Source organism: Sporosarcina sp. P34, from assembly GCF_002743375.1.
In the GTDB taxonomy this organism is placed as follows: domain Bacteria; phylum Bacillota; class Bacilli; order Bacillales_A; family Planococcaceae; genus Sporosarcina.
This window is the reverse complement of the sequence record NZ_PDZC01000010.1, coordinates 1-26,235: the sequence shown is the minus strand read 5'-3', so window position 1 is coordinate 26,235 and position 26,235 is coordinate 1. Positions and strand designations below refer to the sequence as shown.

The window sequence follows — 26,235 nt, the reverse complement described above, 5'->3', positions numbered from 1 at the left end:
CCATTTTCAAATGGTTTCTTACACATAATTACTGAGACAATTGTAATACAGGAAGCCATGTCGACCGAATATCACTATACACAGCAAGCCAATTTTCAGGCTTAGATGTATATTCAGCCGTCAATTGGGAATAAAACATTTTTTGTTTATCTTCAAAATCAGGTGCATCTTTAGCTGGCAACTTGGCACGACCGTCCATGACAAACTTTTGAAGAACTGGTGCCCGTGGTCCCCACTTATCCACTACCTCACCTGCAGCATTTAATAGCAGATACATAGGAATCGAACGTCCACCATTCGTCAAATATCGATCAATCAGCTCTGGATTTTCATCCCTCAACACAGCGCGAGCATCTAGATTGGCAGCTTCCGCAATTTTTCGAAGGACGGGATTATTTAGCATGGCATCTCCACACCAGTCTTCTGTAATAACTAAAATATGGGGTTGTTTTTCTTTCAGCAATTCAATAAATTCATCATCCTGTGGTACTTCAAATCCATTATAGATCAAAAAACTGTTTTCCTTATGTGTTTCCATTTTGTCCATATACGTTTGAAGGGATACAGCATCTTCAAAATATTGTTGTTCTGTTTTCAATACAATCCCCCCTGTTTCACTGTGTAAGTTCACGTGGAAAAACGTCCAGGTTCAGGCTATTTTGACCTCTCCTGGAACGTTTTCATTTAATAGATAGATTAGCGCTTCTTGATCTCTTCCATCAATAATTTATTAACAAGTGGTGGATTCGCTTGTCCTTTGGTTGCTTTCATAACTTGTCCAACTAAGAACCCAACTGCACGATCCTTACCATTTTTAAAGTCTTCTATTGATTGTTCGTTGTTGTCTAGAATTTCGGTAATGATTGTACGCAATGTACCTTCATCGGAAATTTGGACAAGTCCTTTTTCTTTGACGATATCGGCAGGGTTTCCGCCTTTTTTCACGAGATCAGTAAATACTTTTTTCGCGATTTTAGAAGAAATCGTACCATCTGTAATCAATTTTACAAGTTGCGCCAAGTTTTCAGGCGTCAATGGAGTATCATGCAGTTCTTTCGATTCTGCATTTAGATAGGCAGATACATCCCCCATCAACCAGTTGGAAGCCAGTTTAGGATCCGCTCCAGCTTTTACTGTTGCATCAAAGAAATCAGACATTTCTTTTGTTAAAGTTAGTACGTGTGCGTCATATTCCGGAAGATCCAGTTCAGACACATAACGTGCTTTACGAGCATCTGGTAATTCAGGAATTTCTTTACGGACACGGTCAATCCATTCCTGTTCAATATGAACTTCAGGTAAGTCCGGGTCATTAATAAAGCGATAATCATTGGCACTGCCTTTAATCCGCATCAATACCGTGTCACCAGTTGCTTCATCATAGCGACGAGTCTCTTGTTGAATAATACCGCCAGACAAGAGAATCTTTTCCTGACGCGCTACTTCATTTGCAATACCGCGGCGAATAAAGTTAAACGAGTTCAAGTTTTTCAACTCTGTCTTCGTTCCAAATTCTTCTTGACCGAATGGACGTAAGGAAATATTTGCATCACAACGAAGTGAGCCTTCTTCCATACGTACGTCAGATACTCCTGTATATTGAATGATCGCTTTTAGTTTTTCCAGAAATGCATATGCTTCCTCTGGAGAACGCACGTCTGCTTCTGTAACGATTTCGATTAACGGTGTTCCTTGACGGTTTAAGTCGACTAATGAATAGCCATTTTCTGTATGCGTTAGTTTACCTGCATCTTCTTCTAAATGTACACGTTCAATACGGATTTTTTTCTTCTTACCGTCTACTTCAATTTCAATCCAACCGTTTGCTCCTACAGGACGCTTGTCTTGAGAGATCTGATAGGCTTTCGGATTATCAGGATAGAAGTAATGCTTGCGGTCAAAGTTCATGATTGGCGCAACGTCACAGTTTAGTGCCATAGATGCCTTCATTCCAAATTCAACAGCTTTTTTATTTAACGTAGGTAAAACACCAGGATACGCGATGTCAGTTACGTGAATATTTTTATTCGGCTCTGCACCAAAGTGAGCGGGTGCTGGAGACATGATTTTAGTATCTGTTTTAAGCTCTACGTGGATTTCTAATCCGACAATTGTTTCAAAGTTCATGATTATTTCCCCTCCTGAATCGATGGAGTGCGTTTGTGGAAATCAGTTGCTTGCTCATAGGCATGGGCGACTTTGTATAATGTTTCCTCGTCAAAGTGCTTACCCATGAGTTGCATTCCAACTGGTAGTTCGTTAACGAAACCACATGGTACGGATAGTGCTGGACGACCTGTCAGGTTCGCTGGTACAGCCAAGACATCATTTGCATAATGAACAAGCTGATCACCGCCTGTTTCGCCTAGTTTAAATGCCGTCGTAGCAGCAGTTGGTCCAATTACTACATCATATTTTTCAAATACAGCGTCGAAGTCTTGTGCAATCAAAGTACGAGTCTTTTGTGCGCGTACATACAGATCTTCATGATGATCCGCACTCATTGCATACGTACCGAAAATAATGCGTTTTTTCACTTCATTACCAAAACCTTCTTGACGTGTACGGAAATATGCTTGTTCTAGGTTTTCAGCGTTTTCTGTATGATAGCCATAACGCAATCCATCAAAACGTGAAAGATTGGATTGAGCTTCTGACGAAGAGATTACATAATACGTAGTTGGCGCATATTGAATATGTGGCAATTCTACTTCTTCACAAACCGCTCCAAGTGATTCCAATACAGAAATTGCTTCTCTTACTGCCGCTACGATTTCTGTATCAACGCCTTCGCCTAAGTAAGGTTTCGGAACTGCAACCTTCAGACCTTTTATGTCGCCTGTAAGAGCTGCCGTGAAATCAGGAACTTCTTTTGCAGAAGATGAACTATCATTGTCATCTTCTCCCGCGATTACGCTAAGCAATAATGCGTTGTCTTCCACAGTTCGTGACATGGTACCGATTTGATCAAGTGAGGAAGCAAATGCTGTCAAACCAAAACGTGAAATACGACCGTATGTAGGTTTCATTCCAACAATTCCACAGAATGCAGCTGGTTGACGAACCGAACCACCCGTATCCGAACCGAGAGATAGTGGGACTTCCCCTGCTGCGACTGCTGCTGCAGAACCGCCTGAAGAGCCACCTGGTACATAGTCTGTATTCCAAGGATTTAATGTATTACCGAAAAAAGATGTTTCACTTGTAGAACCCATTGCAAATTCGTCCATATTGAGTTTTCCAATATTAATCGCGCCCGCAGCTTCCAATTTATCTATAGCCGTAGCATTGTAAACAGGTACGAAGTCTTCCAACATTTTACTTGCGCATGTTGTCTTCATATCTTTTGTTACAATATTGTCCTTAATACCGATTGGAACTCCGAAAAGGCGGCCACGTGTATTGGCAGCTTCTTGGTCAAGCTGTTCTGCACGCTTTGTTGCCTCTTCTTTTGCGACGTGAATGAACGCGTGGATTTTCTCTTCGTGCTGTTCAATCGTTTGTAATGTTGCCTCTGTTACTTCTTTAGCAGTAACTTCCCCTTTTTGTAAAAGAGCTTGAAGTTCAGTTGCTGTTTTACTAGTTAACGTCATCACTTTTCCTCCTACTGTCATGGTGCCATGAATGGTATTTTATACTGTGAATTTGATTACAGAATATCCGGAACCTTGATAAGTCCATCTTCCTGATCTTCTGCACTGGCCAGCATTACTTCACGGTCCAAGATATCTTTTGGCTCATCTTCACGTAAGACGTTGATCATAGCAACTGGGTGTGTCATAGGTTTTACACCTGTAACATCCACTTCTTTTAAATCACTTACGCTTTCAATCAAATCTGCTATCTTTGCAGAGAAATTTTCTTTGTCTTCCTCGGAGAGGCCAATACGGACGAAATCCGCAAAATACTTGACGTCTTCTTTCGAAAATGTTGTCATACATCGTTCCTCCTCATTTTGCAATCGTACAATTAATCATACCATTTAATCAGTTTCTTGGAAAGTTCGTGTTACTCCCTAAAATCTGTTAATATCCGTACACGTGTACAAACGGTTCCTCTCGATCCTTGTCATTTACAATTAGCACTTCGGGCCCATTTACTGAAGTAACACTTACTTCAATAGGAACATCTTTAAAATGTGTTTTAACCAATGAAGTTAAGTATTGTGAAAATCCAATTAGCTCCGTCTTGCCAAAAAATTGGATAGGAATTTCCACGCGTAATGAATTGAGTTTCTGATCTTTATAAAAAGCTGTTCCAATGACATTCACAAAGCTCGGGAAGTAATCATCAATGTCTTGTTTGAAGTTCTTGAATGTCGTATTCAAGTCACGATAATTCCCCGTCGATGAAGTTGCGGGAAGTAATACATACTGCTCGTCTACTTCTTTCCAACCTGTGAATTCTTTTTTTCCTTTTGCAGCAAATGAAGTGGCAAAATATGTGCCGGGTACAATATCGTTGCGACTTTCTTGCTTAAACAATCCAACCGCTATTGGTATATCAGCAAGTTCTGGTTTACTGCGCAACCGACTTAAAATAATATCTGCCATCTTCTTGCCTTTTTCTTCAATTGTTTTATCATCAATCGGGCGTTCACTGGCTTCACGTGGATAATACACCGAATTCATCGCTAGTCCAATAGAAATGCCAGCCAATTTCACTTTTTTATCGTCCGTCATTTGTAAATAGTTTTGCTCGACGATATGCGCAAGATATATCGGTGCCTCATCTGCAATTTGAGCCGGTGACATATCATCGGTTATGGCGGGATTGAGACCTGCTTCAAAATTGGATTTTCTGGAGATCCATTGCTTCGCAGTATCGCGGTCAATATACTGACCTTCCTGGAAGAAATAATCTTTTGGGTCGTAATACAATGATGACAGGCGCAGTAAGCCTTCCTCTGTTTCCTGAATATCGTACTTCGTATTGAGATTATTGACGATCAATCCCCGGCTGGCGCTCTTTTTAAATGGAACCGGTGTCCGGTAATAGGATTTTTTAATTTGAGCGTCAGGGATGAGCACCATTTCCTGCTCACTCTCTTCTGTTTCCTGCACTGCTTTTTCCTGATCATCACTCGGCGAAGGTACACAACCTGTCAGCAATACTGCCGACAGAATACCCGTTATAAGCCATTTAATCTTTCTTTTCATTCATATCCACTCCAAGGGTATCAAGCATAGCTTGTTCGTCCCAAATTTCAATCCCCAATTCTTTCGCTTTAGTCAATTTGGATCCTGCATCTTCACCCGCAATGACCAGATCTGTTTTCTTACTCACACTGCCGCTAACAGTTCCGCCAAGTGATTCAATTTGTTCTTTAGCTTCTCCACGCGTCAATTCTGAGAGCTTTCCTGTCAAAACGATGGTTTTGCCAGCGAAAGGTCCAGTAGTTGGCAACTCTTCACGTGTGGCACCTTTATAAACGGTATTTACACCGTAAGAACGCAACTTGTTCATCACTTCCTGAACTTCTTCTGTACTGAAGTACGTTGCCACAGAATCAGCAACTATCGCACCGATTTCAAAAATTTTCATCAGGTCTTCTTCTGTTGCTTGTTCTAACGCATCGAGAGTACGGTATTCTTCCGCTAAGATTCTTGCAACTTTTTCACCTACATGACGAACACCCAATCCAAATAGCAATTTTTCCAATGAATTCTCTTTCGACTGTTCAATGGCCGTCAAAATATTTGTTGCGGATTTCTCACCGATCCGTTCCAAGCTCAATAGCGACTCTTTCGTTAAGATATATAAATCAGATACATCTTGAACCAAATCAGCCGTATACAATTGTTCAATAAGCTTTTCGCCCACGCCATCTATATTCATAGCTCTTCTTGAAACAAAATGGATTAACGCTTCTTTCATCTGCGCAGGACATTTAGGGTTTACACAACGCAGTGCTACTTCCCCTTCAATCCTAACAAGTTCTGAATCGCAAACTGGACAGTTGTCAGGCATATAGTAGGGTTCTTCTTCACCCGTTCGCTGTTCTTTCAATGACATGACGATTTCTGGTATGATATCGCCTGCCTTACGCAACACGACGTGATCCCCGATACGAATATCTCTCTCTCGGATCAAGTCTTCGTTATGCAAAGATGCTCGTCCCACTGTCGTACCTGCCACAAGAACGGGCTCAAGAATTGCCGTTGGAGTCACTACACCTGTCCGCCCTACGCTTAACTCAATATCTAACAGTTGAGTATGCACTTCTTCTGCAGGGAACTTATAGGCAATTGCCCATTTAGGACTCTTTGCCGTATAGCCCAGTTGCTCCTGCGATTCGAAGTTATCGACTTTTATTACAATACCGTCAATTTCATAATCAAGATGTAGTCTATTTTCTGACCAGTAGGCTACGTATTCCAATACCTCTTCAATTGTTGTACAACGCTTACGTTCTTTATTCGTCGTCAAACCTAGTTCATCCACTTTATTGAGCGCATCCGTGTGACTATCTAGGCCATAGACGTCTGCATCGCCGCCTACCGCATAAATGAACGTAGCTAAATTTCTGCTCTCTGCTACTTTGGGGTCTAGTTGACGAAGTGATCCCGCAGCTGCATTTCGTGGATTGGCAAAAGGAACTTCACCCGCTTCATCACGGTATTCATTTAATTTAACAAATGAATTCTTCGGCATATACGCTTCGCCACGCACTTCAATCGTTAAAGGCTCATTCAATTTATGTGGAATGGAGCGGATAGTTTTTAAGTTAGCTGTGATGTCTTCTCCAACTGAACCATCTCCACGAGTAGCGCCCTGCACAAAGCGACCTTCTTCATATTGTAATGAAACAGCAAGACCATCGATCTTCAGTTCACAAACATACACTGCGTTACCTGTTGCTTCTTTTACCCGTCTGTCGAAATCCTTTAAGTCTTCTTCATTAAAGGCGTTCGCTAAACTTAGCATTGGATAACGATGAACGACTTTTTTAAACACTTCGAGTGGTTCTCCGCCAACCCGTTGTGTCGGTGAATCAGGATAGATCAAGTCGGGATGTTCTTTCTCAATCGCCAACAATTCCTTCATCTTCTCATCATATTCTGAATCGGGAACGATAGGGGCATCCAAGTCATAGTATGCGCGCCCATATTCATGCAAGATTTTATTGAGCTCCGCTACCCGCTTCTCTAGTTCTAGAACATCATCCATCTATTTTCCACACTCCTTAAAGAGGCTCTATTCTTTTTCAATCGGTGCGAATTTAGCTAATAATCGCTTAATACCTACTGGATTAGGAAATGCAATATCCAGTTCCATATCATCTGCTTTACCTTTAACACTCACAACCGTTCCAGTTCCCCATATTTTATGGGACGCCTTGTCTCCGGGTTTCCACTGCATTTTTTCTCCGCCACTCTCATTATAGGCTGGGCGTTTGACCGCAGGACGTTTAGCTTTTGCTTTAGGTGCTTGGGCGAAAGGTACACTCATCCCATTCCCATCGGCCAACAGCTCTGTCAATTCTTGCGAGATTTCATTGAGGAAACGGGATGGTTGATTAAAGTTTGACTTACCGAACAACATCCGGTGACCTGCGCTAGTCAGGTAAAGGCGCTGTTCCGCGCGTGTAATCGCCACATACGCGAGTCTTCTTTCTTCTTCCATTTCTTCCGGATCTGTCAGTGCACGAATATGCGGGAATATGTTTTCTTCCATGCCGAGAACGAAGACTACAGGGAATTCTAAGCCTTTTGCCGCGTGCATCGTCATTAGGACGATTTTTTCAGTGGAAGTGTTCTCTTCTTTATCCAATGTATCGATATCCGCTACTAAAGCAAGATCAGTCAAGAATGCAACGAGTGAAGGTTCCTCCTCTTCTTCCGCTGCACGTTTCTCAAACGCTTCTGTAACCGATAGGAACTCTTCAATATTTTCCAGACGGCTTTCTGCTTCGATGGATTTTTCTTTTTCCAGCATCTCACGATAGCCTGACTTATCAATGACTTCTTTCACTAGTTCAGTTACTGATAAAAACTCTTGCATTTGAGTGAATCCATTGATTAGTTCATGGAATTTTACCGCTTCTGTTAATGCTCGTTTAGGTAAACCCATGAAATCCACTTCCTGCAGCGAATCAAATATGGAGCGGTCATTTTGTAATGCAAAAGTAGCCATGCGTTCAAATGAAGTTGCACCGATGCTTCGTTTAGGTTCATTAATGATTCTCGCTAAAGCTAGGTCATCATCGTTATTCGCAATGAGACGTAAATAGGCGAGTAGATCTTTAATCTCTTTGCGATCATAGAACTTCGTCCCGCCTACAATTGTATAATCGAGATTTGACTTCAATAAATATTCCTCAATTAGACGGGATTGTGCATTAGTTCGATAGAGAATCGCAAATTGATCCAATGTTAATCCTAGTTTTTCTTTTACCTCAATGATTTGTTGCACAACAAATTGTGATTCATCTTTTTCGTCGCGCGCTTTATAGATCGAGATTAATTCGCCCTCGGGGTTATCTGTGCGTAATTTCTTATCATAGCGACTTTTGTTATTGTCGATCACTTCATTGGCTGCTTGCAAAATTCTCTTGGTGGAACGGTAGTTTTGTTCCAAAAGAATAACATTCGCTTCTTTATAATCTTTTTCGAAAGACAGAATATTACCGATATCCGCGCCACGCCAGCGATAGATTGACTGATCGGAATCACCTACTACGCAGACATTACGGAATTTTGATGCTAGCATTTTCACGAGACGATACTGCGCGTTATTTGTATCTTGGTACTCATCCACATGAATATACTGAAATTTATTTTGATAATACTCGAGCACTTCAGGAACGCGTTCAAACAAGACCGTGGTCATCATAATTAAATCGTCAAAATCCATTGATTGGTTCTGACGGAGTTTTTTAGTATAACGATCGTAAATATCTGCTACTGTACGTTCATGAGGGTTTTGAGGATTCGAATTTTTCCGGAATTCAACCGCATCCATACATTCATTTTTCGCATTGCTAATGATTCCGAGCATGGCTCGTGGATCATTCTGCTTCGGGTCGAGATTCAGTTCTTTCAAAACACGTTTCATTGCAGTTAGTTGATCGGCACTGTCAAGGATCGTGAAGTTTTTGGATAAACCGATCCGATCCACGAACCTACGTAGAATTCGAACACACATTGAGTGGAATGTTGAAACCCACATACGTTCTCCAGACCCCGGACCAAGTAATCCATCAATTCGGTCACGCATTTCACGTGCCGCCTTATTTGTAAATGTAATGGCCAATATATTGGAAGGATACACTTGTTTTTCTACAACCAAATATGCAATTCGGTGCGTCAATACTCGGGTCTTTCCTGAACCAGCACCCGCCATAATAAGCAAAGGGCCTTCTGTCGTTTTGACTGCGCGCGCTTGCTCAGGATTCATACCTTTTAGTAAATCATCTGATAGTTTATTCATATTCGTACCGCCTTTAAATGAACATTTGTTCTCATTATATAGTACTCACACAGGTAAAGGAACAGATTTCACAGCATCGACTGTTTTAAGAGCCATTTGTAGATTTTCGTATACAACATTTCCTACCACTACAGTATCTGCAATGGCCGCCATTTCTTTTGCTTGATCTGTTGAGCGAATTCCACCACCATAAAAGAGACGAGAGTGAGTAAGTAACTCTTTCGCTGATCGAACAATCTGTGGATCACCGTATTGTCCACTGTATTCTAAATAAAAAATCGGCAAGGAAAATAGGTGTTCAGCCATACGTGCATATGCTTGTACATCTTCTTCGTTCGGAACCCGATCTACCCCTGTCACTTTCGCAGCTGTACAGTCGGGATTTAAAATGCAGTAACCTTCTGTAACTATTTCATCGAAGTTCATCATATGGCCGTATTCTCGGAGTGCTTCGTGATGCAAACCGTTCAGCCATTTCGAATCTGTCGTATTTAAGACCGTTGGAATGAAGTAATAATCGAAGCCTGGCGTGACTGATTCTACAGTAGATACTTCCAATGCAAGTGGCACGGAAAAGCGACGGAAACGTGCGAGTAAATCAAGTACGTTTTCCAATGTAATTCCATCAGATCCACCAATGATAACTCCATCCGTTCCAGATTCCGCCACCGCTTCTACCTGTTCATCTGAGAGGTATTTGGCCGGATCAATTTTAAATGCATGCCGCCATGTTTTATAGTCCATATTTACTTTCCACCTTCTTTTAGCATATTCGTTTTATATAACTTTTAAAAAACCGGTGGGGTTTTATCCCTGGCCGGTTGTGTTAGTCGTTTTTTGTTTGGTTGTTTTGGAGTTCAGGATAGAGTCGATCCAACATAAGGTTGTAACCACCAGACCCATAGTCTACACAACGACGTATGCGGGAAATCGTAGCTGTGCTTGCCCCTGTTTCTTGTTGGATACTATCATATGTTTTTTTCAGTTTAAGTTTATGTGCGACGTCCAGTCTTTGTGCAAGTGATTGCACTTCGCTCATCGTGCAAATGTCATCGAAAAACATGTAACATTCTTCTACATTTTTTAGCTGTAGAATGGCTTGAAATAACTGATCTATTTGTTCTCCGCGGATTTTATCTATTTGCATGTTCTCGCCCTCTCTCTATGTCGATCTTACGGAGTATAAGTGACGGAAGCAGAAGGACCTGATAAGGATGGAACAATGTGGATCCAAGTTTTTCCTACTGTTAATTTAACAGGGATACCTTGATCCATTGGAGTTAAAAACCCATCTTTATTTTGCCATTCGATCGGTTTAGCGATCCCTTCATGAAACAGCATAGCAGGGCCACCTGATTCTAGATCTATTGCAAGTCGGCCTTTTTGATCAACTGTTTGATGATCCATTTCCATCACAATAATATTCGCTAATTCTATCCGTCGTTCGTTTATCTTATCCACTGAATCAATGCCGTTAACAGAACGATAATACCGATTTGCTTGTTGATTATATTGATACGTACTAATAAAATTCGGGTCTGAACTATACGATACTTGTACCGTTGATGCCATATCCCCTATTTTATCACTTTCATTAGGATTTAGGAAAGAAAAGGACGGCCGTGCAGTGATCTTTTCAGAAGCATTCACGAGACTAAAAGCTTCTTCAATATGTTCCTTTGAAATATAAGAGTTATGTGGGGCACGGCGATCTGTTGAACGTTCGAATAGAGTCCCGTCATGATTTATGCCATTTATATGATCGACTACCCGATCATCAAGTAATTTTTTTGCATCCGGACTATAACCATGCGCTATATAAAATGCATCCATACCTGCAGCTAATTGAACAAAATAATCACGGGCACTTCGAATAGGTCCTAACTGATCTGGTATTTTACTCTGAAAAAGTGCAACATAGCGCGTAACTTGACCTTCCGCTAAGAATTCATATATCTGATCGGCATCTGAAAGTCCTGACTGTGGACGTGCTGCGGGTATATTGCTAATTGTCGCTAATACAGGACGGTTATCTATAGAGTCTGCAATTATCTCACCTGTAAACAACGATACTTCATTCGTTTTTTCTTGTTCCTCCGATTCAGATTGATCTTTCGAAGAACAACCTCCGAGACATACTGCGCTAACTAAGGCTATCATGAGTAACTTCCGTCCATTCCCTATCAATATACGTTCCTACCTTTCTACATGAGGAATTAATAGTTCATTTTTCATTACTTGCAAAACACCAACTGGCGTGATTCGGATATATGGTAAGTGAATAGATTGAAGGAATAATAACGTATATATGGCATCTCCATGTGCGTAGCCACGTTCTCCCAGTGCTTTTCTCATTGCTAGCTCTTCTTCAATAATTACTTCCATCGGTTGAACTGACAGTCCACCTGCTACTACTAATGGTAGTGTTTTAATAATTTTACCATTTTCAGCGAGTGCCATGCCTCCACCTATATTCTTGATTTCATTAAATGCTCTCTTCATCTCTTGCCAATCCTGTCCTATCAATAATACATCCCCAGTATTGGAATAGGAAGATGCAAAACCTTGCAGTTTATTACCAAACCCTTTCAACATAGTATTGACTCGCCATTTTCCGTTCTTATCCAGTAATATCAAATAGCACTCATCACCAGTAGCAATAGTAGGACTAGTGAGATCCAAATCACTTTCGTATACTTTCGTAATAACATCATTGACCATCTGAATCCCTATTGAAGATGGGAATGTGAAGTCTTTATCTGTCAGTTCATATGGCAATTCGTATGTCGGTAATGCTTTCCAATCTACTGCTTTAAAGGCGTCAGACGATGTACGATCCCGGAGAACCCACTTCCCTTTAGATAGCACGTCAGTCGGCACAGGGTTATGTTCATTCTCTAAAAAGTTCAATGTCGCAAAACGACCCGTCGCAATTACACTATGCAAGTCCGTAATGTCATAGTACCTCGCCACGTTGTACGATGCCATTTGATACGCATCAATCGGTGATACTCCCGCGTCAAGTGCTACCTGGATGCATTGGTCCATAACGCCTTCACGGTAGAACGAAGGTGGAGAACCATCAGTCGTCATCATCAAATGATCAAAGACATCCCATTCCTTCTCTACAATACCTTTCAATAAATCTGGTAGGTCGGGACGGATTGACGAATAGCGTAATGTGGCAGCATACCCTTGCTGCAAGCGCCTTTCTACTTCATCTACAGTCATCGCTTCATGGTCGCCGTCTGCTCCAAGTAGTTTCATCCGGGCTAGTGTACGTTCCGATGCACCTGGAAAATGTCCTTCAATCTTTTTACCAAGACGTTTTGATTCTACTAAAGACTGCATCATATTTTGATCACCTTGTAGTAATTTAGGCCAACCTGTCAGCTCTCCTGTCATCAACACATCAGGACGCTCCATCCATTTCACAATATCTACGGGATTGAAAAGCTCTTTTTCATTTTGCAGTACCGTTTGTGAATCAACACGTGCCCACCAATAAAATGCAAATGGCAGTTTATTTAGTTGATCAATGAACGTATTTGTAGTTTGCTGATCCAGCATCGAAAACAGGATGAGGTTATCTGATATAAAAGTGGTTGTCCCACGGCGAGAGGCGTAGTCTGCAAATGTTTCGGGATTATATAATTGAAATGGATGAACATGCGGCTCGATATATCCCGGTACTATTTTCTTGTCTGAAGCGTCAACACGTTCTGTTCCTTCAAGCAAAGCCGGCATGAGTTCCCCTACATAGACAATCCGATCACCCTGAATCCAAATATTCCCTTGCATCCACTTCTTGAATATAGAATGTAAGTAGGTAGCATTTTCAATTACGATGTCAGGCGATTTCTGACCATTAATAATCGCTAGTTGCGATTGTATTTCTTTCGCACTCCACATGCACATCACCGTCCCTAAAAGTTGTTTTACTATTTGTGAACTATTGCTTTATAGTAACATAGCAATCCAATCTCGAATAGATATGTCATACAAAGGTTGTCCACAAGTAGTTTTTCACTAATCCACAAAATACTGGAAACTTACACACATTATCAACAACTTACCCACAACTTTTCCACTTGTAAACCACAGATCTTAATAAATGCTGTGGAAAACATATTTTTTAACGCAACTAAAATGTATGCAGCATTTACTATAAGTTCGTAAACACTAAACATCTTCCTTTAATATAAAAAAAGATTGTCTTAGAAGTCATACAACACTTCTAAGACAATCCCGTTTCATCTATTATTCAAATGTACGCCATCCGATATCCGTACGATGGAAGAATCCATCCCATTGTTGATCAGCAAGGCCAGTATAAACTTTTTCTTGTGCTTCTTTTAAAGTGGCCGCTTTCGCTGCAACGAGAAGTACACGACCACCATTTCCGATAAAGTGATCATCTTCCAGTTTAGTCCCTGCATGGAATACATCAAGCCCTTGATCTGTTAGTACATTAAGGTTAGGAAGTGCGTGACCATTCACTACGTCGTTAGGATACCCTTCCGATGCAATGACAACCCCTAACATCGCTTCTTCATGCCACTCAAGATCAAATGTTTCTCCAGCCATCAGGGCTTCCATGAACTTACCAAAATCCGACTTCATACGTGGCAAGACAACTTGTGTTTCTGGGTCACCAAAGCGGGCATTGAATTCAATAACCTTTGGACCTTGATCAGTAAGTATTAAACCAGCATACAGGATTCCTGTGAAAGGAATTCCTTCCTCTGTCATAGCCTCGACCGTTGGTACGACTACACGATCGTACGCTTCCTGCACAATTGCGTCCGAAATTTGTGGGACTGGGGAATAAGCTCCCATGCCACCTGTATTTGGGCCACGATCTCCATCATACGCACGTTTATGATCTTGTGCAATCACCATTGGATAGATTTGTCCATCATGGACGAACGACATATATGAGAACTCTTCGCCATCTAAAAATTCTTCTACCACCACACGTGATGATGATTCACCGAACTTTTGATTGCCGATCATGTCATCTACCGCGTCTAATGCTTCCTGTAACTCCATTGCGACAATTACGCCTTTTCCAGCTGCTAATCCATCAGCCTTCACTACGATCGGAGCACCTTGTTCACGGATGAATGATTTTGCTTCTTCAGCATCCGTGAAAGTTCCATAAGCCGCTGTTGGAATATCATATTTATCCATGATCTCCTTAGCGAATGACTTACTACCTTCGATACGGGCAGCTGCCTGGGTCGGGCCGAATATAGTTAAACCTTTTTCTAGGAAGTGATCAGCAATACCTTCCGCAAGCGGCTGTTCCGGCCCAACGAACGTCAACGTAACACGCTGTTCGATTGCAAAGTCTGCTAATGCTTCAAAGTCTGTAGCCGCAATCTGTACACATGTTGCATCTTGCTGCATACCGTCGTTACCAGGTGCCACAAACACTTCCGATACAGAAGGCGCTTGGTTGAACTGTCTGGCTATCGCATGTTCACGACCACCACTTCCAATTACAAGTACTTTCATGTTTATCTACTCCCTGCACAATTAATGTTTGAAATGACGTACGCCTGTGAATACCATCGTAATGCCGTATTCATTGGCTTTTTTAATGGAATCTTCATCTTTCACCGAACCACCCGGTTGAATGATTGCCGTAATACCTGCTTTTGCCGCTGCTTCAACTGTATCATCCATAGGGAAAAATGCGTCAGAAGCAAGAGCTGCTCCTTTTGCACGTTCGCCTGCCTGTGTCAGAGCAATTTTCGCGGCACCTACACGGTTCATCTGACCCGCGCCAACGCCGATTGTCATGTGCTCATCTGTAATGACGATTGCATTAGATTTCACGTGTTTCACAACGGCCCATCCAAGTTTCATCGCATTCCATTCGGCCTCAGTCGGCTCACGGTCTGTTGCCACTTTGATATCCGCTTCTTCAAAACCGTGGGCATCAGGCTGTTGCATTAATAATCCGCCTTCAACAGATACTGTGTTCCACTGATCTTTTTTCCGCTGTTCAAATGAAATCGTCAAGAGACGGATGTTTTTCTTTTTCGTCAATGTCTCAAGTGCTTCTTCTGTAAACGAAGGAGCAATAATGATTTCAAGGAATATATCAGCAAGTTGCACCGCTGTTTCCTGATCTACTTCTTTGTTCAATGCAATGATTCCGCCAAAAATAGACGTAGCATCTGCTTCGTAGGCTTTTTGGAAAGCTTCAGCAATGGTTTCTCCTGTACCCACACCACATGGATTCATATGCTTAACCGCTACAGCTGCAGGCTCAGTAAATTCCTTAATGATTTGTATCGCTGCATTCGCATCTTGGATATTGTTATAAGATAGTTCTTTTCCATGAAGCTGTTTAGCATAGGCGATCGAGAAATCAGATCCAAGTGGACGGCTATAGAATGCTGCCTGCTGATGGGGATTTTCTCCATAACGCAATGGTTGCTTCAACTCGTATGTATAGGTAACTTGTTCCGGGAATTGTTCGCCTGCAAGGTCTGTTAAGTAGCCTGAAATCAATGAATCGTAAGCTGCTGTATGACGGAACACTTTAGCTGCCAAACGACGGCGTGTCTCAAGAGTCGTCTTGCCATCCGCTTTTAGTTCGTCAAGTACTGCACTATAGTCAGCTGCATCCACAATGACTGTCACGTATGCATGGTTCTTTGCAGACGCGCGAAGCATTGCTGGTCCACCGATATCGATATTTTCGATTGCATCTTCCGCTGATACATCTGGTTTGGAAATCGTTTCTTTGAATGGATATAAGTTTACACACACTACATCGATTGGCTGGATGCCGTGCTCTTTCATTTGTGCTTGGTGTCCAGGGTCGTCTTGTTTTGCAAGTAACCCACCGTGAATCATCGGGTTTAACGTTTTCACGCGACCTTCCATGATTTCAGGGAATCCTGTTACTTCATCTACAGCCGTTACGGCAACGCCATTGTCTTTCAAATGCTTCATCGTACCACCAGTAGACAATAATTCATACCCAAGCTGTTCTAGTTCTTTCGCAAATTCTACTACTCCACTTTTATCCGATACGCTTAACAATGCGCGTTTTTTCAAAGGAATTCCCTCCAGTTTATAAAAAAAGCCTGTCATCTCAACAGGCTCATCAATTTTTAAATACGTTTTGCAATGTCGCTACATATAATTCATGTTCCACGGCATGGATCGCTAAAGCGGTCTGCTCGGCATCCCCATCGACAACATCCACTGCGCGTTGCGCTAAAATCGGGCCCGTATCCATCCCCTCGTCTACCAGATGGACTGTGACACCAGTAACTTTAACGCCAGCATCTACTGCTTGTCCAATTGCATCCTTACCTGGGAATGAAGGCAACAGCGATGGATGGATATTGATGATGCGTTCAGGATATGCGTCCAATAAAACTGGACCGATCAATCGCATATAGCCAGCTAATATTAGCCACTCCACTTGTGCTTCTTGTAATTCTTTGAGGATTGCTTGTTCATATGCTTCTTTCGTTTCGAAGTCACGAGGACGAATGGCTGCAATTGAAATACCTTTTTCATTCGCTCGTTCATTGACGAAAGCATCTGGTTTATCTGTCACCATCAAAACGATTTCAGCTGGAATTCGCTCCGCTTTACAAGCCTCTGCCAAAGCGGCAAAGTTACTACCGCTTCCTGAGGCAAATACTGCGATCTTCACTTTATTCATTATGACAATGTCCCGTCATGCTCACCGTTAAATGTTACGCCTGCTTGCTTCGTAACACGTCCGATTACATACGCTTCTTCACCGTGTGCTTGAGCGATTTCAATTGCTTTTTCAGCTTCTGCTTCCGGCAAGGCTACAACGAACCCAACACCCATGTTGAATACGCTATATAAATCACGATCTGTTAATTTGCCTTTTTCTTTCAACATGTGGAATACAGGAAGCACTGGCCAAGCACCTAGATCTACTTCTACTCCAAATTCTTCAGAGAACATACGTGGAAGATTTTCGAAGAATCCACCACCTGTAATATGCCCCATAGCGTGTACGTCAAGCTGTTGGTGCATTTCAAGTACCGGCTTTGCGTAAATCTTAGTTGGCTTTAACAATGCATCAGCTACTGTGCCAAGGTCTTCATAGCCAGCAATCGTGCCGTTAATATCTGCGCCCAATTGTTCGAATACAATATGGCGTACTAAAGAGTAGCCGTTCGAGTGAATACCGCTCGATGCGATTCCAACTAGTACGTCTCCTGCTTGCACACGGTCGCCCGTAACAAGATTGCTCTTTTCACAAGCTCCTACGGCAAAACCAGCCAAATCGTATTCATCTTCTTCGTAAAGTCCTGGCATTTCAGCCGTTTCTCCACCTATCAATGCTGCACCCGATTGTACACAACCATCCGCTACACCTTTGACGATTGCTTCCACTTTTTCAGGAACTGCTTTACCTAATGCCACATAATCAAGGAAATAGAGAGGCTCAGCACCTTGCGCTACGATATCATTTACACACATTGCGACACAGTCTATTCCAATTGTGTCATGACGGTCCGCCATGAAAGCCAATTTCAACTTCGTGCCAACACCGTCTGTACCAGAAATTAGTACTGGTTCTTTATATTCGAGTGCAGATAAATCGAACATTCCACCAAATCCACCAAATGCACCTGCTACCCCTTTACGAGATGTTCGTGCTACGTGAGATTTCATGCGTTCAACTGACTCATAGCCAGCTTCAATATTTACTCCCGCTTTTTCATATGCCTTCGACATGGAAAGGCCTCCTATCGTACGATTTCTTTTTCATGCGGCATTGCCGTATCCGAATAAATCTCTGTTGGATACTCACCCGTGAAACAAGCCAAGCATTGTCCGCAGTTTTTCATTTCAGATGACCGGCCGTTCGCTTCCAACATTCCCTCTATTGATAGGAATGATAGGGAATCTGCACCAATCTCATCGCGCATTTCATCTATAGTACGACCTGTCGCAAGCAATTCTGAATCTGAACTAATATCTACTCCGTAATAACACGGCGCGATTAATGGCGGTGAAGCAATGACGACATGTATTTCTTTTGCTCCTGCATCGCGAAGCATGGAGACTATTCGTTTAGATGTCGTTCCACGAACAATTGAATCATCGACCATAACCACACGCTTACCATAAACGACCTGATGTACAGGTGACAGTTTCATTTTTACGCCTTTTTCACGTAATGCTTGAGATGGCTGGATAAACGTTCGGCCAACATAGCGGTTTTTGATTAATCCTAATTCATATGGAATCCCGCTTTGTTCAGAGAATCCTATAGCTGCTGAAATACTAGAATCCGGAACTCCAGTGACGACATCTGCACTGATTTGTACTTCACGCGCCAGTTGTTTACCACAACGTTTACGCGCGGCATGAATATTGATACCATCGATATCTGAATCAGGACGAGAGAAATAGACATACTCCATAGAACACATCGCGTTGTCTGCCGGTTCTGCAAAACGCTCAGACACTAATCCATTATCATTGATGATTAGCAATTCACCTGGTTCCACAGAACGAACATATTCAGCACCGATAATTTCAAATGCACAAGTTTCTGAAGCAACGACCCATGCATCACCAATTTTCCCCAAAGATAATGGACGCATACCATTTGGATCTTGCGCCACCATCAACCCTTCATCTGTCATTAAAACAAATGCAAATGCACCTTTTAAAATAGCTAGCGCCTTCTTCACCCGGTCACGATGATTACGTGAACCACTGCTACGTTTGATCAAGTGAGCGAGTACTTCTGTGTCGGATGTACTTTGGAAGATGCTACCTTGCCGCTCCAAATGTTCTTTCAAATCTGTCGCATTGATCAAGTTCCCATTATGCGCAATCGCCAAGCTACCCGTTGTGGAACGAAAGACAAGTGGTTGTACATTTTCTATACCACGGCCGTCTTTTGTCGTATAACGAACTTGCCCAATTGCGCCTCGTCCTTCAAGCGAGTCCAACTTTTCACCTGAGAACACTTCATTGACCAGGCCTTCACCTTTAACTGCATGGAGGCCATTATCGCCTTTTACGACGATACCAGCCCCCTCTTGTCCACGATGCTGAAGAGCATGCAATGCATAATAGCTAAGTTGTGCTGCATCGTCATGTCCCCATATCCCAAATACGCCGCACTCTTCGTTTAGTCCTCTGAGTTCAGCAAGCATGCTATTGCCCCTTTCCAAGCAGTTTGGAATTCTTCTACCGTCCCTTCTACTAAGACAGTTCCCTCTGCGTCTTTGATGACGATTTCTTCGCCATCTGTTACTGTTCCTATTTTCACAGCATCTTGAACTTTCTCTTCAAATGCGGCTACTTGATCAGCTTGTACAGTAACCAAGAAACGTGACTGTGTTTCACTGAATAACGCAGTGATTGCTGAGCCTTCCACTGTTACGTCAGCACCCAAACCTGGTGAACCAAATGTACCTTCACAAAGCGCTACTGCAAATCCACCTTCTGACAAATCATCGGCCGATTGGATGATTCCAGCTTGGATTGCCCCAAGAAGCTGTTGTTGACGAGTTGCCTCTATGTCTAAATCAATTGCAGGTGATTTACCGAAGATCTTGCCTTCGATCATTTGTTGCAACTCGCTGCCGCCAAATTCTGTTTCTGTTTGACCGATCAAATAGATCGCATCTCCAGCTTGTTTGAAACCAGGCGTTGTCACTTGACCTAAATCATGGACGATTCCTACCAAACCGATTGTTGGTGTTGGATAGATTGGCACACCGTTTACTTCATTGGAAAGAGATACGTTACCCCCAATGACCGGTGCATTTAATTTACGACATGCTTCCGAAATACCGTCCGCTGATTTTTCCAACTGCCAGAATACTTCTGGCTTGTCCGGGCTACCGAAATTCAAGCAGTCAGTCAAAGCGATTGGTTCTGCTCCTGAACATACAAGGTTACGTGCAGCTTCAGCTACCGCAATCTTACCACCAACTTCTGGATCCAAATAAATGAATCGAGAGTTACAATCCGCTGTCATCGCAATCCCCTTGTTTGTTCCTCTAACACGGATCACACCTGCAGATGCCCCTGGTGCTAAAACTGTATTCGTTCTTGCACCTGTGTCGAACTGATTATATACCCACTCTTTAGATGCAATCGTAGGCCGTTGCAATAAGTCGAGTAAAGTTTCTTTTAAGTTCGTTACTTGTGGTTCTTTATTTTCAATCGCTTGGTTTTTCGCAAATGATGCAGGTTCTTTAGATTCTTTCTGATAGCTCGGTGCATCTTCAGCTAGTAGATCTGCCGAAACTTCTGCTGCAACTTCACCTTTATGAAGCAAACGAAGCATTTTGTCATCTGTTACATGTCCAATTGTCGCTGCAGTAATTCCGTACTTTGTGAAGAGTGCAATTACTTCCTCTTCCCGACCCTTTTTCACCACGATCAACATACGTTCCTGAGATTCTGACAACATCATTTCATACGCTGTCATATTCTCTTCACGCTGTGGTACAAGGTCTAAGTTCAATTCCACGCCATAGCCCGCTTTTGAAGCCATTTCTGCTGCTGATGAAGTTAGACCCGCTGCACCCATATCTTGAATACCGATCAACGCATCGGATTGAACTAGTTCTAGGCAAGCCTCCATCAATAACTTTTCAATGAATGGATCTCCTGCCTGCATTACCGGAAGTTCTTGCTCTTCTTCAATAGATAATTCAGAAGAAGACATGGTGGCCCCGTGAATTCCGTCACGTCCTGTTGTAGCACCTGCGTATATCACTGTGTTGCCAATACCAGCCGCAACACCTTTTTGAATATCTTCATGATTCAACAAACCGACTGCCATTGCATTGACTAGTGGACGCTTTGAATAACACTGATCGAACTGGACTTCACCGGCTACTGTTGGGATTCCCATTGCATTACCGTAACTTGCAATTCCAGCAACTGCTTCTTCAAACAAAAATCTATCTCGAGGTTCTGTTAAATCTCCGAAACGAAGTGAATTTACTAACGCTACTGGACGTGCACCCATAGAAAATACGTCCCGAATGATCCCGCCAGCACCTGTTGCTGCACCAATGAAAGGCTCGATTGCAGATGGTGAGTTATGGGACTCCATTTTAAAAACAGCCGCTTGGTTGTCACCGATGTCTACAATTCCAGCACCTTCACCTGGTCCCTGTAGTACACGTGCACCTTCAGTAGGAAATCTGCGTAATACAGATTTTGAGCTTTTATATGAACAGTGCTCCGACCACATAGCTGAAAATAAACCTGTTTCCACATAATTCGGAATACGTCCAAGTTTTTCTACTGCACGTTCATATTCTGCATCCGTCATGCCCATTTGGAGATATAGACGATTTTCTTTAATTTGCTCCGCTGTAGGTTCGTGATTAATTGACATGCTGTTCACCCCGACTGTTCATGATTGATTGGAATAAAGCTGTTCCATCTGTTCCACCGATGATTGCTTCTACTGCACGTTCAGGTAGTGGCATCATACCAAGAACATTGCCTCTTTCATTTGTGATACCCGCGATAGCTTCTGTGCTACCATCTATATTTTCATCCCCATATGTGAAGACAATTTGATTATTGCTTTTTAGTTTTTCCACAGTCTGATCGTCCGCATAGTAGTTACCAAATTCATTAGCAACTGGCAATGTGAGCATTTGACCTTGTGTATAGTCTTTAGTAAAGGCTGTATTATTATTTTCCACCCGTACTATTTCTAGGGCTGAACGGAATTTCAAGTTTTGATTACGTAAGAATCCACCTGGGAGAATGCCTGCTTCTACTAAGATATGAAAACCATTACCTACGCCAAGAACTAATTTACCTGATTCAGCAAACGCTTGTAATTGTTTACAAGCAGGTGAACTCTTCGCCAATGCACCCGGACGCAAGTAGTTGCCGTATGAAGTGCCTGTTGGTAATAGAACCGCATCGAATGAATCGAGTTGGTCGGCTTCTGTATGCCAAACGTATTCAACATCTTGCTTTACTGTTTCCTCAATTGCATGGTACATATCAAGATCACAAGTAAGACCTGGGAATACTAGAACGGCGAACTTCATTTGCTGGCAACCTCCCCGATTTCAAAACGGTAATCTTCAATGACTTTATTAATTAATAAATCGCTACACATTTCATTCACGCGTGCTTCGATTGTCTGTTCTGATCCATCAAGCTCTAATTCAATTAATTTCCCAACTCGTACACTTTTTACGTCTTCGTAGCCCATCTTTTGAAGTGCTTCAGTTGTCGCAATGCCTTGTGGATCTACAACACTTTCACGTAGTGTTACATAAATTGTTACTTTCGTCATTGTCAGTTCCTCCCAAAGTGGAAATAATAGTTTTTATTAGTTAATATCTTGCCAAATACCAGACTGCTCAATTTCTTGCAAAGTTCTTTCAAAGTTTTCTGTCATAATCGTCACGTGACCCATTTTACGTTTTTCTTTTGCTTCTGCTTTGCCGTATAAATGAATGGACCAATCTGGATAGTCCGCGATACGTTCTTGAAGCGGTGCTACATGTTCCCCAAGTACATTCACCATTATGGATGACCCCCATAACTTCGGCTCACGTAACGGCCAACCGCAGACTGCACGAACGTGTTGATGGAATTGTGAGATGTTACATGCCTCTATTGAATAGTGACCCGAGTTATGCGGGCGCGGTGCTAATTCATTAATCATGATTTCACCGTCAGGCAGAACGAACATCTCAACTGCTAGTGTTCCTATTAATTCTAAATGGCCTGCGATTTTCTTTGCAGCAATTTCTGCTTGCTCCAAAACTCTTTGTTCTACTCGTGCTGGTACAATCGATTCGTGCAAAATATGATTTTTATGAATATTTTCAGCAATTGGCAGGCAATATGTTTGTCCTGCTGGATTTCTTTGAATGATAACGGAAATCTCTTTTTCAAATGGCACAAAAGCCTCCGCTATACAAGAAGAATGAGTAAATAAATCTTTGGCACTTTCAATTTGTTCTTTCGATTCAAGCTTTACTTGACCTTTACCGTCATAGCCTCCAAAAGCAGTTTTCACGATACAGGGGAACCCAAGATCATCAATTTTCTCTTCTAACTCTTTATATGTTTCAGCGGTTATGTAAGGCGCAACCTGTACTCCAGCTGCTTGAATTTCAGCCTTTTCATTGATACGGTTTTGTGTGATACGGACTAGTTCAGCACCTTGAGGTACGTAAGCTTTCTTTGTCAGTCGCTTCAAACCTGCATAGTCGATATTTTCAAATTCAAATGTAATAACATCACTTACTTGGCTTAATTCGTTCAATGCCTCTTCATCATTATATGATGCCACTATTTCGATATCAGCTAACTGTCCGCATGGAGAGTTTTTTGTTGGATCAAGGACCGCAATCTTGAAACCAGCCTCTTTGGCCGCAAGTCCCATCATCCGTCCCAATTGCCCTCCACCGATGATACCGATTGTCTGTCCTGGTTGAATCATTTTCAATTTAATTCACCACTGCTTTCTAGCGAGATTTGCTTCATTTCATCGCGTCTTTGCTGCAGTTTATTGCGTAATACTTCATCTTGTGCACAGAGCATTTGAGCCGCAAGGAGGCCTGCATTTGTAGCGCCCGCTTTACCAATTGCCATAGTCGCTACAGGTACACCTCCTGGCATTTGAACGATGGATAACAGCGAGTCCATACCATTCAATGCTTTAGACTGCACAGGCACACCAATAACAGGAACTAGCGTTTTCGCTGCAACCATTCCTGGTAGATGGGCAGCTCCGCCTGCTCCTGCGATAATAGCGCATAATCCTTTCTTCTCCGCTTGTTCCGCATAGTCGAACATGAAATCGGGTGTACGGTGGGCCGACACTACTTTCTTTTCATAAGGAACTCCTAGTTCATCCAGTATGTCGCATGCATGTTTCATTGTTTCCCAGTCGCTCTTACTGCCCATTATGATACCAATCTTCGGTTCCAAATCTAATCCGCTCCTTCATGCACAACATGATTTAATATAAAATAATAAAAAGGTCCTTGAAAACTCCACTTTTCACATGCACAAAAAGCAGAACTTTCAAGGACCCTTACCAATATGGATACGTAGCTATCGTAACTTAGCCATTCTCCATGATTATCCAAGAAAAATTGCTTTCCCACATAGTATAGACATTTACGGTGTCTTGGTAGAAACGCCACAGCCAATTCTGCAGCATATACGGGGAACTCATTTACTCTTATTATATTATCAATTAATACATAATCCGTCAACTAAAAGACGAACATTACATTATAGGTCTTTTACAATCATTCGTCTTTAAGTTGACATATGAATGGTTAAACGCTAGTTCTCTTTCCCTTGACAGTTATTAGCTATTTTTGATAGCTTGAAACTGTGTTTGTTGTCTAATTGGAATATACTCTTCTCCAACCTGTTTAAATAGGGGTTTCTCTCTTCTGGCAACAACGGTATATCCCAAACTTTGAATTCTTTCCAAACATTCATCAAGCGTTTCATTTTCTTCTCTATCAAACCAGATCTTTTGTTTACTCATTTGAATAACTTGCCTCTTTTCACACTCTTCACCCAAAAGCCACCGTGTATCGACTTAGGTTCATACGATATAATAAAGGCTTTCGGATCTAGTTCCGTTATGGTTTTATACAGTTGCACTTCGTATTTACGAGGCGTCAAAATTTGCATAGTTGAACGATAACCACTTAATCCATTAGCTGCCGAGTCTGTAACGCCATATCCAAGCCGTCGCAACACAGCGGGCATTTCCTTATCAATATCTGCCGTTATCACGTTAACCGTTATATAACCAAGTGCTAAACGTTCTTCAATTTTCGAACCAATAATAACCCCGATGCCATACCCGAGCGCATAAGCAATCAAGTTTTGTATTTGATCTAGATTATCAAGTACTAAACCAAGTCCGATGACGTATATTACCGTCTCTATCATACTCACAGTTGCAGCAATATAACGATAGCCTTTCAGTGTCAGGATTATTCGTATTGTCATGAAAGTAACATAGACAATATTGATTGCGAAAATTATTAATATCATTACCATTGCACCACTCCTTTAAACAAGTAGGATAATCGTATCGCGCCTTAGTTAAAAACTCAAGGAAAGTCTTTTAAATTGTAGATTATGATAGACGCTTGTGGAGTGGACGAGAAGGATAGAAGGCATGACAAAGATCGTGTAGCCAAATAAGGGGGATGAATAGTGCACTTGATGGGTTAATGAGTGGATTCTTGCCATTGATATAGAGCGATTGTCTGGATGCTTTGAGCGAGGAAGCGGGATGATAGAGCGCATGGCACGCTTTATTGAGCGGGTTAGCAAGACGATAGAGCGCTTAGCGCAATTCATTGAGCGGGTAAGCGGGATGATAGAGCGCTTAGAGCAATTCATTGAGCGAGTAAGCGAGACGATAGAGCGCTTAGCGCAACTCATTGAGCGGGTTAGCAAGACGATAGAGCGCTTAGCGCAACTCATTGAGCGGATTAGCGAGACGATAGAGCGCTTAGCGAAATTCATTGAGCGGGTTAGCGAAACGATAGAGCGCATGGCACGCTTCATTGAGCGGGTAAGCAAGACGATAGAGCGCTTAACATGATTTATTGGCACCTAACCAAGATCGACGATCACTCAACTCTGAACTTAGTCCATATTTAGTATTAAACACAAAAAAGCCACTCCCCAAAGGGAATGGCTTCGCATGCCTAGCAACGTCCTACTCTCACAGGGGGAAACCCCCAACTACCATCGGCGCTGAAGAGCTTAACTTCCGTGTTCGGTATG

Annotated in this window: 24 protein-coding genes, 1 rRNA gene and 1 riboswitch; of the genes, 1 reads left to right on the top strand and 24 read right to left on the bottom strand. The window is 42.2% G+C overall.

Features of this window, described 5'->3' with window-relative positions:
• Positions 1–28 precede the first annotated feature (28 nt).
• From CSV63_RS13260 to CSV63_RS13150, 23 genes are all read right to left on the bottom strand, one after another.
• Positions 29–598 carry a thioredoxin family protein gene (locus CSV63_RS13260; protein WP_099696240.1) on the bottom strand — a complete coding sequence of 190 codons (570 nt, stop codon included), beginning with the start codon at positions 596–598 and terminating at the stop codon, positions 29–31.
• A 98-nt stretch (positions 599–696) separates the two neighbouring features.
• Entirely contained in the window at positions 697–2,127 is a 1,431-nt protein-coding gene (gatB, locus tag CSV63_RS13255) for an Asp-tRNA(Asn)/Glu-tRNA(Gln) amidotransferase subunit GatB (protein ID WP_099696239.1), read from the bottom strand.
• A gap of 2 nt (positions 2,128–2,129) precedes the next feature.
• Entirely contained in the window at positions 2,130–3,593 is a 1,464-nt protein-coding gene (gatA, locus tag CSV63_RS13250; RefSeq protein WP_099696238.1) for an Asp-tRNA(Asn)/Glu-tRNA(Gln) amidotransferase subunit GatA, read from the bottom strand.
• 56 nt (positions 3,594–3,649) lie between these two features.
• Entirely contained in the window at positions 3,650–3,937 is a 288-nt protein-coding gene (gene gatC, locus CSV63_RS13245; RefSeq protein WP_099631682.1) for an Asp-tRNA(Asn)/Glu-tRNA(Gln) amidotransferase subunit GatC, read from the bottom strand.
• A gap of 88 nt (positions 3,938–4,025) precedes the next feature.
• Positions 4,026–5,159, bottom strand: a complete 1,134-nt coding sequence (locus CSV63_RS13240; RefSeq protein WP_099696237.1) for a CamS family sex pheromone protein — start codon at positions 5,157–5,159, stop codon at positions 4,026–4,028.
• Positions 5,143–7,170: an NAD-dependent DNA ligase LigA gene (ligA, locus tag CSV63_RS13235; protein ID WP_099696236.1), complete on the bottom strand. Its 2,028-nt coding sequence runs from the start codon at positions 7,168–7,170 to the stop codon at positions 5,143–5,145. The genes CSV63_RS13240 and ligA overlap by 17 nt, the downstream gene beginning before the upstream one ends.
• 27 nt (positions 7,171–7,197) lie before the next feature.
• The gene (pcrA, locus tag CSV63_RS13230) at positions 7,198–9,432 is read right to left on the bottom strand and encodes a DNA helicase PcrA (RefSeq protein WP_099696235.1); all 2,235 of its coding nucleotides are present in this window, start codon (positions 9,430–9,432) and stop codon (positions 7,198–7,200) included.
• Positions 9,433–9,477: 45 nt separating this feature from the next.
• Positions 9,478–10,176, bottom strand: coding sequence for a heptaprenylglyceryl phosphate synthase (pcrB, locus tag CSV63_RS13225; RefSeq protein WP_099696234.1), 699 nt, complete (start codon positions 10,174–10,176; stop codon positions 9,478–9,480).
• 82 nt (positions 10,177–10,258) lie between these two features.
• Positions 10,259–10,579, bottom strand: a complete 321-nt coding sequence (locus tag CSV63_RS13220) for a YerC/YecD family TrpR-related protein (RefSeq protein ID WP_099631677.1) — start codon at positions 10,577–10,579, stop codon at positions 10,259–10,261.
• A 26-nt stretch (positions 10,580–10,605) separates the two neighbouring features.
• Positions 10,606–11,592, bottom strand: coding sequence for a DUF3048 domain-containing protein (locus CSV63_RS13215; RefSeq protein ID WP_233192104.1), 987 nt, complete (start codon positions 11,590–11,592; stop codon positions 10,606–10,608).
• 36 nt (positions 11,593–11,628) lie between these two features.
• On the bottom strand, positions 11,629–13,344 hold the full coding sequence (locus tag CSV63_RS13210) for an adenine deaminase C-terminal domain-containing protein (RefSeq protein ID WP_099696232.1): 1,716 nt from the start codon (positions 13,342–13,344) through the stop codon (positions 11,629–11,631).
• Positions 13,345–13,692: 348 nt separating this feature from the next.
• Positions 13,693–14,952, bottom strand: coding sequence for a phosphoribosylamine--glycine ligase (gene purD / locus CSV63_RS13205; protein WP_099696231.1), 1,260 nt, complete (start codon positions 14,950–14,952; stop codon positions 13,693–13,695).
• 21 nt (positions 14,953–14,973) lie between these two features.
• Positions 14,974–16,509, bottom strand: a complete 1,536-nt coding sequence (gene purH / locus CSV63_RS13200) for a bifunctional phosphoribosylaminoimidazolecarboxamide formyltransferase/IMP cyclohydrolase (RefSeq protein WP_099696230.1) — start codon at positions 16,507–16,509, stop codon at positions 14,974–14,976.
• 49 nt (positions 16,510–16,558) lie between these two features.
• Positions 16,559–17,131, bottom strand: coding sequence for a phosphoribosylglycinamide formyltransferase (gene purN, locus CSV63_RS13195; RefSeq protein ID WP_369823856.1), 573 nt, complete (start codon positions 17,129–17,131; stop codon positions 16,559–16,561).
• Positions 17,128–18,183: a phosphoribosylformylglycinamidine cyclo-ligase gene (purM, locus tag CSV63_RS13190; protein ID WP_099696228.1), complete on the bottom strand. Its 1,056-nt coding sequence runs from the start codon at positions 18,181–18,183 to the stop codon at positions 17,128–17,130. Before purM ends, purN begins: the two co-directional genes overlap by 4 nt.
• A gap of 11 nt (positions 18,184–18,194) precedes the next feature.
• Positions 18,195–19,619: an amidophosphoribosyltransferase gene (purF, locus tag CSV63_RS13185; protein ID WP_099636894.1), complete on the bottom strand. Its 1,425-nt coding sequence runs from the start codon at positions 19,617–19,619 to the stop codon at positions 18,195–18,197.
• The gene (gene purL / locus CSV63_RS13180; protein ID WP_099696227.1) at positions 19,595–21,826 is read right to left on the bottom strand and encodes a phosphoribosylformylglycinamidine synthase subunit PurL; all 2,232 of its coding nucleotides are present in this window, start codon (positions 21,824–21,826) and stop codon (positions 19,595–19,597) included. Before purL ends, purF begins: the two co-directional genes overlap by 25 nt.
• Positions 21,816–22,499 carry a phosphoribosylformylglycinamidine synthase subunit PurQ gene (purQ, locus tag CSV63_RS13175; protein ID WP_099696226.1) on the bottom strand — a complete coding sequence of 228 codons (684 nt, stop codon included), beginning with the start codon at positions 22,497–22,499 and terminating at the stop codon, positions 21,816–21,818. The genes purL and purQ overlap by 11 nt, the downstream gene beginning before the upstream one ends.
• A complete protein-coding gene (purS, locus tag CSV63_RS13170; protein WP_099696225.1) occupies positions 22,496–22,750 on the bottom strand; it encodes a phosphoribosylformylglycinamidine synthase subunit PurS in 255 nt (84 codons plus the stop codon). Before purS ends, purQ begins: the two co-directional genes overlap by 4 nt.
• Positions 22,751–22,786: 36 nt before the next feature.
• Positions 22,787–23,908 (bottom strand): 5-(carboxyamino)imidazole ribonucleotide synthase, encoded by a 1,122-nt coding sequence (gene purK / locus CSV63_RS13165; RefSeq protein WP_099696324.1) that lies wholly within the window; start codon positions 23,906–23,908, stop codon positions 22,787–22,789.
• 2 nt (positions 23,909–23,910) lie between these two features.
• Complete coding sequence (gene purE, locus CSV63_RS13160; RefSeq protein WP_099696224.1) at positions 23,911–24,399, bottom strand: 5-(carboxyamino)imidazole ribonucleotide mutase; 489 nt, start codon at positions 24,397–24,399, stop codon at positions 23,911–23,913.
• A gap of 160 nt (positions 24,400–24,559) precedes the next feature.
• Positions 24,560–24,660: riboswitch (purine riboswitch) on the bottom strand.
• Positions 24,661–24,787: 127 nt separating this feature from the next.
• Positions 24,788–24,973, bottom strand: a complete 186-nt coding sequence (locus tag CSV63_RS13155; protein WP_099636889.1) for an NETI motif-containing protein — start codon at positions 24,971–24,973, stop codon at positions 24,788–24,790.
• Positions 24,970–25,497 (bottom strand): DUF2179 domain-containing protein, encoded by a 528-nt coding sequence (locus CSV63_RS13150; RefSeq protein ID WP_099636888.1) that lies wholly within the window; start codon positions 25,495–25,497, stop codon positions 24,970–24,972. The genes CSV63_RS13155 and CSV63_RS13150 overlap by 4 nt, the downstream gene beginning before the upstream one ends.
• A 238-nt stretch (positions 25,498–25,735) precedes the next feature.
• On the opposite strand from CSV63_RS13150, the gene CSV63_RS13145 reads away from it, so the two are divergent.
• Complete coding sequence (locus CSV63_RS13145; RefSeq protein ID WP_099696223.1) at positions 25,736–26,050, top strand: hypothetical protein; 315 nt, start codon at positions 25,736–25,738, stop codon at positions 26,048–26,050.
• Positions 26,051–26,154: 104 nt separating this feature from the next.
• Here the strand turns inward: CSV63_RS13145 and rrf are convergent.
• Positions 26,155–26,235, bottom strand: a 5S ribosomal RNA gene (gene rrf / locus CSV63_RS13140); the annotation flags it as partial.

What these genes read in the sequence shown, in the direction of transcription:
- gatB (WP_099696239.1), bottom strand. Translation starts at nt 2,127, where the DNA reads ATGAACTTTGAAACAATTGTCGGATTAGAAATCCACGTAGAGCTTAAA.
- gatA (WP_099696238.1), bottom strand. Translation starts at nt 3,593, where the DNA reads ATGACGTTAACTAGTAAAACAGCAACTGAACTTCAAGCTCTTTTACAA.
- gatC (WP_099631682.1), bottom strand. Translation starts at nt 3,937, where the DNA reads ATGACAACATTTTCGAAAGAAGACGTCAAGTATTTTGCGGATTTCGTC.
- CSV63_RS13240 (WP_099696237.1), bottom strand. Translation starts at nt 5,159, where the DNA reads ATGAAAAGAAAGATTAAATGGCTTATAACGGGTATTCTGTCGGCAGTA.
- ligA (WP_099696236.1), bottom strand. Translation starts at nt 7,170, where the DNA reads ATGGATGATGTTCTAGAACTAGAGAAGCGGGTAGCGGAGCTCAATAAA.
- pcrA (WP_099696235.1), bottom strand. Translation starts at nt 9,432, where the DNA reads ATGAATAAACTATCAGATGATTTACTAAAAGGTATGAATCCTGAGCAA.
- pcrB (WP_099696234.1), bottom strand. Translation starts at nt 10,176, where the DNA reads ATGGACTATAAAACATGGCGGCATGCATTTAAAATTGATCCGGCCAAA.
- CSV63_RS13220 (WP_099631677.1), bottom strand. Translation starts at nt 10,579, where the DNA reads ATGCAAATAGATAAAATCCGCGGAGAACAAATAGATCAGTTATTTCAA.
- CSV63_RS13215 (WP_233192104.1), bottom strand. Translation starts at nt 11,592, where the DNA reads ATGATAGCCTTAGTTAGCGCAGTATGTCTCGGAGGTTGTTCTTCGAAA.
- CSV63_RS13210 (WP_099696232.1), bottom strand. Translation starts at nt 13,344, where the DNA reads ATGTGGAGTGCGAAAGAAATACAATCGCAACTAGCGATTATTAATGGT.
- purD (WP_099696231.1), bottom strand. Translation starts at nt 14,952, where the DNA reads ATGAAAGTACTTGTAATTGGAAGTGGTGGTCGTGAACATGCGATAGCC.
- purM (WP_099696228.1), bottom strand. Translation starts at nt 18,183, where the DNA reads ATGTCGAAGGCATATGAAAAAGCGGGAGTAAATATTGAAGCTGGCTAT.
- purF (WP_099636894.1), bottom strand. Translation starts at nt 19,619, where the DNA reads ATGCTTGCTGAACTCAGAGGACTAAACGAAGAGTGCGGCGTATTTGGG.
- purL (WP_099696227.1), bottom strand. Translation starts at nt 21,826, where the DNA reads ATGTCAATTAATCACGAACCTACAGCGGAGCAAATTAAAGAAAATCGT.
- purQ (WP_099696226.1), bottom strand. Translation starts at nt 22,499, where the DNA reads ATGAAGTTCGCCGTTCTAGTATTCCCAGGTCTTACTTGTGATCTTGAT.
- purS (WP_099696225.1), bottom strand. Translation starts at nt 22,750, where the DNA reads ATGACGAAAGTAACAATTTATGTAACACTACGTGAAAGTGTTGTAGAT.
- purK (WP_099696324.1), bottom strand. Translation starts at nt 23,908, where the DNA reads ATGATTCAACCAGGACAGACAATCGGTATCATCGGTGGAGGGCAATTG.
- CSV63_RS13155 (WP_099636889.1), bottom strand. Translation starts at nt 24,973, where the DNA reads ATGAGTAAACAAAAGATCTGGTTTGATAGAGAAGAAAATGAAACGCTT.
- CSV63_RS13150 (WP_099636888.1), bottom strand. Translation starts at nt 25,497, where the DNA reads ATGGTAATGATATTAATAATTTTCGCAATCAATATTGTCTATGTTACT.
- CSV63_RS13145 (WP_099696223.1), top strand. Translation starts at nt 25,736, where the DNA reads ATGATAGAGCGCATGGCACGCTTTATTGAGCGGGTTAGCAAGACGATA.